Source organism: Halodesulfovibrio sp., assembly GCF_015482765.1.
Lineage (GTDB): Bacteria > Desulfobacterota > Desulfovibrionia > Desulfovibrionales > Desulfovibrionaceae > Halodesulfovibrio.
In genome coordinates this window covers 24,908-32,420 of sequence record NZ_JADMLB010000031.1, presented here as the reverse complement: position 1 = coordinate 32,420, position 7,513 = coordinate 24,908, and the positions used below count along the sequence as shown (strand labels likewise).

The 7,513-nt window shown below is 45.2% G+C and carries 5 protein-coding genes; 2 read left to right on the top strand and 3 right to left on the bottom strand.

Going from position 1 to position 7,513, the window contains the following annotated elements:
* On the top strand, positions 1-1,688 hold a 1,688-nt coding region (locus tag QZY95_RS05185; protein WP_290920150.1), incomplete at its 5' end, for a bacteriohemerythrin.
* Between the two features lie 240 nt (positions 1,689-1,928).
* On the opposite strand, the gene lepB is transcribed toward QZY95_RS05185, so the two are convergent.
* Both lepB and lepA read right to left on the bottom strand, forming a co-directional pair.
* Positions 1,929-2,588, bottom strand: a complete 660-nt coding sequence (gene lepB / locus QZY95_RS05180; RefSeq protein WP_290920147.1) for a signal peptidase I — start codon at positions 2,586-2,588, stop codon at positions 1,929-1,931.
* Positions 2,589-2,632: 44 nt separating this feature from the next.
* On the bottom strand, positions 2,633-4,438 hold the full coding sequence (lepA, locus tag QZY95_RS05175; RefSeq protein ID WP_290920144.1) for a translation elongation factor 4: 1,806 nt from the start codon (positions 4,436-4,438) through the stop codon (positions 2,633-2,635).
* Positions 4,439-4,761: 323 nt separating this feature from the next.
* Here lepA and QZY95_RS05170 point away from each other — a divergent pair, with 323 nt between their 5' ends.
* Complete coding sequence (locus QZY95_RS05170) at positions 4,762-5,721, top strand: hypothetical protein (protein WP_290920141.1); 960 nt, start codon at positions 4,762-4,764, stop codon at positions 5,719-5,721.
* Between the two features lie 86 nt (positions 5,722-5,807).
* Here the strand turns inward: QZY95_RS05170 and QZY95_RS05165 are convergent, their stop codons facing one another.
* Positions 5,808-7,361: a SpoIIE family protein phosphatase gene (locus tag QZY95_RS05165; RefSeq protein ID WP_290920138.1), complete on the bottom strand. Its 1,554-nt coding sequence runs from the start codon at positions 7,359-7,361 to the stop codon at positions 5,808-5,810.
* Positions 7,362-7,513: the final 152 nt, after the last annotated feature.

The following is a 7,513-nucleotide window of genomic DNA, read 5'->3' as shown; positions in this document are numbered from 1 at the left end:
GCACTGTCGTATTGATGCTCCTCACCGACTTCTCGTTTGCCGGTGCAGAAAACGAGTTCATGCGCCATACAATTCAAGGCGTACTGGCTATTGCTTCATTTCTTGTAATGGTGCTTACCATCATTAATGTACGCAACCAGCTTATCGCTCCACTCAACAATATCCATCGATTCGCAGCAAATATCCATAAAGGAAATTTTGATGCAAAACTTGAAGGAAGCTTCCAGTTCGAATTCAAAGAACTGAGGACTTCCCTGCTCGGCATCGTATCGAACTTCAAAGATCAAATGTCGCAGGTTCAAAAAAGCAACGACCTTATTAAAATTACAGAAGAACAGTCCAAGCGCGCACTTGCTGCTGCACAGGAACAGGATGACAAAGTTCAGAAAATGCTCGTCTCCATGCGTGACGTTGCTGGACGTGCTCATGCCCTTTCCACGAAAGCATTTGAGGCAGTTCACGAGTTGTCCTCTCAGATTGAACAGGTAAACGCCGGTGTAGACGTACAGCATATGCGTATGACCGAAACCGCTACTGCCATGGAAGAAATGAACTGCACAGTTATCGAAGTAGCACAAAATGCTTCCAGCGCAGCCAACTCTGCCTCTGATTCAAAACAAAACGCAGAAACCGGTGCAGACGGTGTTCGCAGAGCTGTAGAATCGATTGTTCAAATGGAACAACGAATTTATAACTTAAAAGAAACCATGGGGCAGCTTGGAATGCAGGCTGATGCCATCAGCCAGATCATGGTGACTATTTCTGACATTGCAGACCAGACAAACCTGCTTGCACTGAACGCAGCTATCGAAGCCGCCCGTGCAGGCGAGGCAGGCAGAGGTTTTGCAGTTGTAGCTGATGAAGTACGTAAGCTTGCTGAAAAAACCATGCATGCAACACAGGAAGTAGGCGGTGCAATCAACCTTATTCAATCACACGCTCAACAGAACGTTGAGGCAGTTGAACTTGCAGCACACGACATAGCCCTTTCAACGGAAGCAGCATCTGAGTCCGGCACCTTTATGGAACAGATTGTTACCATCGTTGACGAAACCGCAATCCAAGTTGCTTCCATTGCTGCTGCTTCTGAAGAACAGTCTGCTGCTTCCGAAGAAATTAACCGAGCCATTTCTGATGTAACACGTGTTGCTTCTGAAACAGCTACCGGTATGAACAGTGCAGCCAATGCCATTGTTGAACTTTCCGGCCTTGTTGAAGAACTTGATTCCATGATCTCCAGTCTTTCACAGGGGAATATTGAAAACGCTGCTGCCACCGACGGCCCATTGTTCATCTGGAGCGATGACCTCTCTGTGGGAATAAACTCCATTGACGAGCAGCATAAGGTTCTTGTTTCTCTTATCAACGAACTTCATGCCGCTATGAAAGCCCGCCGCAGCCATAATGAGCTCCTTGATGTTATCGACAATCTCAAGAACTACACTGTTACCCACTTCGGATACGAAGAAGACCTCTTCGCTAAACACGGGTATGCAGACACTCCGGCACATATTGAACAGCATCGTAAGTTTGTTCAGGAAGTTGTTGATTTCGAAGGCGGAGTACGTTCCGGTAAACTGACAGTGACCATGGATGTGATGAAATTCCTCAAAGACTGGCTCACACACCATATTAAAGGCACTGACAAACAGTACAGCAGCTTCTTACGCTCCAAAGGCGTAAACTAGCTGGTCACCCTTTTCCTTGCAGTAAAAATCCCCTGTGTTTCCACAGGGGATTTTTTTTAGCCTTACCATACTGGGCCAATACGCTTTTAAATAAAAGCGCCATAAACAACCTCGAAGAATCACATACGTCTGCTAACCCCATCCTTCACACTGTGTTGCCACAATTCAAGGGACATGTTCCACACCATAAAAAAAGCCCCTGACATTTTCATGTCAGGGGCTTTTCATTCTATGTATTGCTTACTGCTGAACCAGCATACCGATTCTATCCCATCGAACAGAACGCATACCGTCCATTGACCAGTAAATAATCAATGCATTACCGACAATCGCTTCACGGTCTACAAATCCCCAGAAACGGGAATCGTAAGATTCGTCACGGTTGTCACCAAGCATAAGGTACTTACCTTCCGGCACAATTACCGGTCCGTAATTGTCGCCCGGACCAGGCATCATTTTCGTGTGCTGAACGTATGGTTCATCAACTTTTTGACCATTGCGGTACAGAACCTTATTCCGAATTTCAATTGTGTCACCCGGAATACCGATTACACGTTTGATGTAGTGAACTGAAGGATTTCTCGGGTATTCAAATACCACAATATCTTCACGCTTCGGGTCACCAACGGCAATCATTTCGCCACCCTGTACTACAGAATAGCGCGCCCATACGGACGGTGCATCCGGATTGGTTTCTTCAATTGTAAACGGGAACCGAACACCATAGGCAAACTTATTTACCAGCAGGTAGTCACCTATCTGCAAAGTTTGGAGCATGGAGCCGGACGGAATAGTAAAGGCCTGAACTACAAAGGAGCGGATAATCAACGCTAGAATCAGTGCTACCCCGAGGGCTTCCAAATATTCTCTCAATCCACTTTTACCTGATGTATTACCCATTCTTTCTATACCTGCTTGTTCGCCCGCAGAACGGACATTCTCTTCTAATCGTCGCCAATTTTGAGAGCTGCAAGGAACGCTTCCTGCGGTAACTCAATGTTACCCATGCGCTTCATGCGTTTCTTACCCTCTTTCTGCTTTTCAAGCAGCTTACGCTTACGTGAAATATCACCGCCGTAACATTTAGCGGTAACGTTTTTACGTAACGGCGCATTGCGCTCTCTTGCAATAATTTTCTGACCGATAGCAGCCTGTACAACAACTTCGTACAACTGGCGCGGAATACTGCGTTTCAGTTTTAATGCTACAGCGCGACCGTGGTAGTATGCTTTATCTTTGTGCACAATTGTTGCCAAAGCATCCACTGGGTCACCGTTGATCAGCATATCAAGCTTAACAAGGTTTGCTTCACGGTAGTCTACGATTTCGTAGTCCATAGAAGCATACCCTTTGGTGTATGATTTCAGCTTATCAAAGAAATCGTACACAATTTCTGCAAAAGGCAGCTCATACGTGATGATAACGCGGTTTGTTGTCAGATATTTCATATCCTTCTGAATACCGCGCTTTTCTTCACACAACTTTAGAACGTTGCCGACGTATTCGTCCGGAACGTGAATCTCACAGCGTACAAACGGCTCGTACAATGCTTCCGTTTTACTTGGGTCAGGAAGCTTTGCAGGGTTATCCACTTCATGAACAACGCCGTCTGCTGTTTCTACTTTGTAAATAACAGAAGGTGCTGTTGCGATGAGGTCGATATTAAATTCGCGTTCAATACGTTCCTGAATAATTTCCATATGCAGCAAACCAAGGAAGCCGCAACGGAAACCGAATCCCAGTGCCTGAGAAGTCTCTGCTTCATACTGGAATGCAGCATCATTCAACTGCAATTTTTCAAGAGCATATTTTAAGTTTTCGTAATCCTGAGAATCAGAAGGATACAGACCGCAGAAAACCATCGGCTGAACTTCTTTAAACCCGGGAATAGCTTCCTGCGAAGGATTATTCGCCAGTGTAATGGTATCACCGACTTTCGCATCGCCAAGCTCTTTAATGGTAGCACAAAGGAACCCTACCTCACCGGCAGCCAGTTCCTTCATCTCAACCATTTCAGGGCTGAAAACACCAAGGCGAGTAATCTCATATTCCTTTTCGGTTGCCATGAGACGAATCTTATCGCCTTTTTTCACGGTACCATCAATTATACGGAACATAACAATAACGCCCTGATAGGAGTCATACCATGAGTCGAAGATCAAAGCCTTGAGAGGTGCATCCTTCTCTCCCTTAGGAGCAGGAAGGCGGTCAACAATTGCTTCAAGAACAAGATCTACATTCAGACCTGTTTTAGCACTCACGCCGACAGCGTCTGTTGCGTCAAGTCCGATGCTCTCTTCGATCTCAGCTCCAACACGATCTACATCAGCACTTGGCAAGTCTACCTTGTTCAGTACAGGAACGATTTCATGATCGTGATCCAGTGCAAGGTATACGTTAGCAAGTGTCTGTGCCTCAACGCCCTGTGTGGAGTCCACAACAAGCAGAGCGCCCTCACAGGCAGCAAGAGATCGAGATACTTCGTAACCGAAGTCAACGTGTCCCGGAGTATCAATCAGGTTTAAAATGTACTCTTCACCGTCTTTAGCTTTATACGGGATTCGTACCGCCTGTGCCTTAATGGTAATACCGCGTTCGCGTTCAAGCTCCATGCGGTCGAGATACTGCTCACGCTGGTCTCTCTCACTTACCAGACCGGTAATTTCAAGAATACGGTCCGCAAGGGTAGATTTACCATGATCAATGTGTGCAATAATGCTGAAATTTCGAATGTTATCCAGTTTCGCCATATAGTCTCGGACGGCCGTTTCCGGCACTCCTCCTGTAAAAATCTAGTGCATGAAGAAGCTGTACCCGCAAGTTGAGTCTCAGCCCCATTATTTTCGTAACTTGTTGAACGTGCTTACATACGTCATTCTGTCCGTAAAGTCTAACTCTGACAAGCACGAAATACCGGCGCGATCTCTACTTCCAGTTACTTTTTTGAGTCGAGGTATTTAATAGCGCAACAGTAGCTTTGTGAGTCGATAATACTGTCCATACAAGCCGGAAATGCGCTTTACTCTCTCTAGGGCCAACGATTTGAAACACACAACTATGAGGAGTTTCTACCATGAGAGTGGTAAAGATTAGCTTGTTTATATTTTGCACCGCAATACTCTTTGCACCGCAGGCAGCTCAGTCACAGGAAATGCAGCCTCAAAGCGGCGCCATGATGCAACAGGAAATGTATCCGACCATGCAACCGGCAGCACCTTCAATGGCTGACAACCAAATGTATGCTGTGCCGAGAACATACACTTCCCCTAGCGGCATCACCAAACATTACTCACCTGAAATGCAAACCATGCATCGCCAGCAAATGATGATGAAGCACGGTCAGATGAATCAGGACATGATGGTTAAACATGATCAGATGATGATGAAAAAAGGCATGATGCATCAAGACGGCAGAATGATGCACCACCCTGCACCGTACAATAACACAATGCAGCCGGTTCAAATGGGACGTTGTCCTATGTGCGCAAAAATTCAGGCAGCTAATCTGACCCCTGAAATGCGCGCAAACCTTATGAAAACACTGACAGAATTTTCAGCACAGAACAAACCGATGTTTGACGAATTAATGATGCTCAAACATCAGCATATGATGCTGGAACGCTCCGCAATGACTTCACCGGCACAAAAAGCCACCATCGAACTCAAACGTGAAAAAGCACGTAAAGCGTTAATGGAAAATCTCAAGAGGCAGCAGATTGTTCTGAAAGACAGCTACGGCCTCGACATTACTGGTCGTGACATGCTTCTCCATCGTCTCCATCAGATGAAAATGTCAGACCCTAACTACATGCCTATGAGCGCCCATCCTCCAGTATACATGAATATGGTTAATGGTCAGCCAGTTTACAGAGGGCAGACACCTATGCGTCACCAGATGGCTCCTGGACACATGCATCAGAAAAATCTTCCTGAAAGATACCGTTCACCACAAAAGGAAAACCCTGACTACAATCAGGACTACATGATGAACGCACCAATGCGTGAAGGATACACTGGCCAGACTTACGAGTAACAATCGAAAATTGAACTGTAAAAGCCCCATCCGAAGGTTCTCGGATGGGGCTTTTTTTTATGGTATTAATTTGCTCTGCCCTGCTACTATGTATCCGCTTTGATCACAACAATCGTTACGTCATCAACTTGTGGCTCGTCACCTTGAAAAGCCCGAACCGCTTCAGCAACAGCGTGTAATATCTCTGCTGCCGGCTTATAATGATTTGCGCTGATGACATCACGGAGACGATCTTTACCGAACATCTCGCCATCACTATTCATCGCTTCCCATATACCGTCAGTTCCAAGTACCAAAACTTCACCAGCGCGCAATGCATCACAACAAACTTCCTCGTAATCAGAATCCGGCATTACGCCGAGTGGCAACCCTCGAGCTTTTAACTCTCTAAACTCCGGTGTATTTGCATCAAAAACAATTGCTGGATCATGTCCGGCACTCGCCCACTTAACGTAATGATTCTCACCCGAGATATGTAAACAAAACAATGTTACAAAACGTCCTGTCCCAAAACAGTCATATGCCAATAATCTATTCGTATTCGATAACAAAAGAGCCGGGGAAAATTGGTACTCTGCCTGCATGCGAAGATATGCACGGGTTGACGCCATAAGTAATGCTGCACCAATACCGTGACCAGTCACATCCCCGAGCACTACAACCATCTCATCATTATTATCGCCCAGATTCTCCATAAAATCGAAAAAATCTCCGCCAGTCTCATCACTGAAAAGAGATGTAGCTGCTATATCCAGCCCTTCAAACTCAACATGTTTTTTAGGGAACAGTGCCTGCTGCATTTCTCCGGCAACCTTTAACCCTTCCATCATGCGAATGCGGTCACGCAACCCTGTGATCATGGTATTAGTATGTCCGGCAATGATACCAAATTCATCAGAAGACATCACAGGCACAAAATCATCCATATCCCCTTTACTGACGCGTTCAAGGATCCCCGTTTGACTTTTAAAAAGCATACGGAGGTTTAAGGAGTATGAGTACAGCAGATTTATAATAAAACCGATCAACACCAGCATGATGAAGCCAATATCAATTATGATAGCTTTTCGCGCCATCAGAACATGCGCCCGGTTTATTGAAATGTGTGTTGCATGCAGCAGATAGAGATCACGTGCTATGACAGAGATAACAAGCCCGGCAAAAAGCAATACTGTTATCGTTCCAAATAAAAAGAACTTGGTCGTAATTGGATAATATACATCGGGAATTCCATACGACCACTTCGTATTACGGAGAACGTCCATAACTTTACGGTTATGCTCCAAAGCAAGATCTGTCGAAACAAAAAAACCAATAGTCAAGGTGCCGCTGATAACCTTCACACCACTTTCAAGCAGTGGAAAACCATAAACAACATCATTGAAGATAATCATCCCTATACCGGCAGCTAAAAACAATGCAAAATCCAACCAACCGACCACGCTTGCTTGTACATCCAGTTTTTGTTTCTGCACAAGCGGATCAAAGAGCAGCAGGCGAAATATATATGCTGTAGCAATAGGGATAAACACCACAAAACCAATTTGCCATGCAGGCAAGCCGGCCACCAACGGACAAATTCTTCCGTTGTATACATAGATAAGAATAAAGGCGATTAAGTAGAGTATAAATGCACGCATACTTTCTCCCATAATGAATCACTACCGCATACATGTACCTACGGCTTAAACTTTACCCATAGTAAAAAATATACGGTATCAGGTACATTACAGAGGAAAATTACTAACAGCACTACCCTTAAAACCATTATTACCGGACAATACCTCACACT

Bases quoted from the DNA above. Each gene is read 5' to 3' on its own strand.
- lepB (WP_290920147.1), bottom strand. From the start codon at position 2,588: ATGGGTAATACATCAGGTAAAAGTGGATTGAGAGAATATTTGGAAGCC.
- lepA (WP_290920144.1), bottom strand. From the start codon at position 4,438: ATGGCGAAACTGGATAACATTCGAAATTTCAGCATTATTGCACACATT.
- QZY95_RS05170 (WP_290920141.1), top strand. From the start codon at position 4,762: ATGAGAGTGGTAAAGATTAGCTTGTTTATATTTTGCACCGCAATACTC.
- QZY95_RS05165 (WP_290920138.1), bottom strand. From the start codon at position 7,361: ATGCGTGCATTTATACTCTACTTAATCGCCTTTATTCTTATCTATGTA.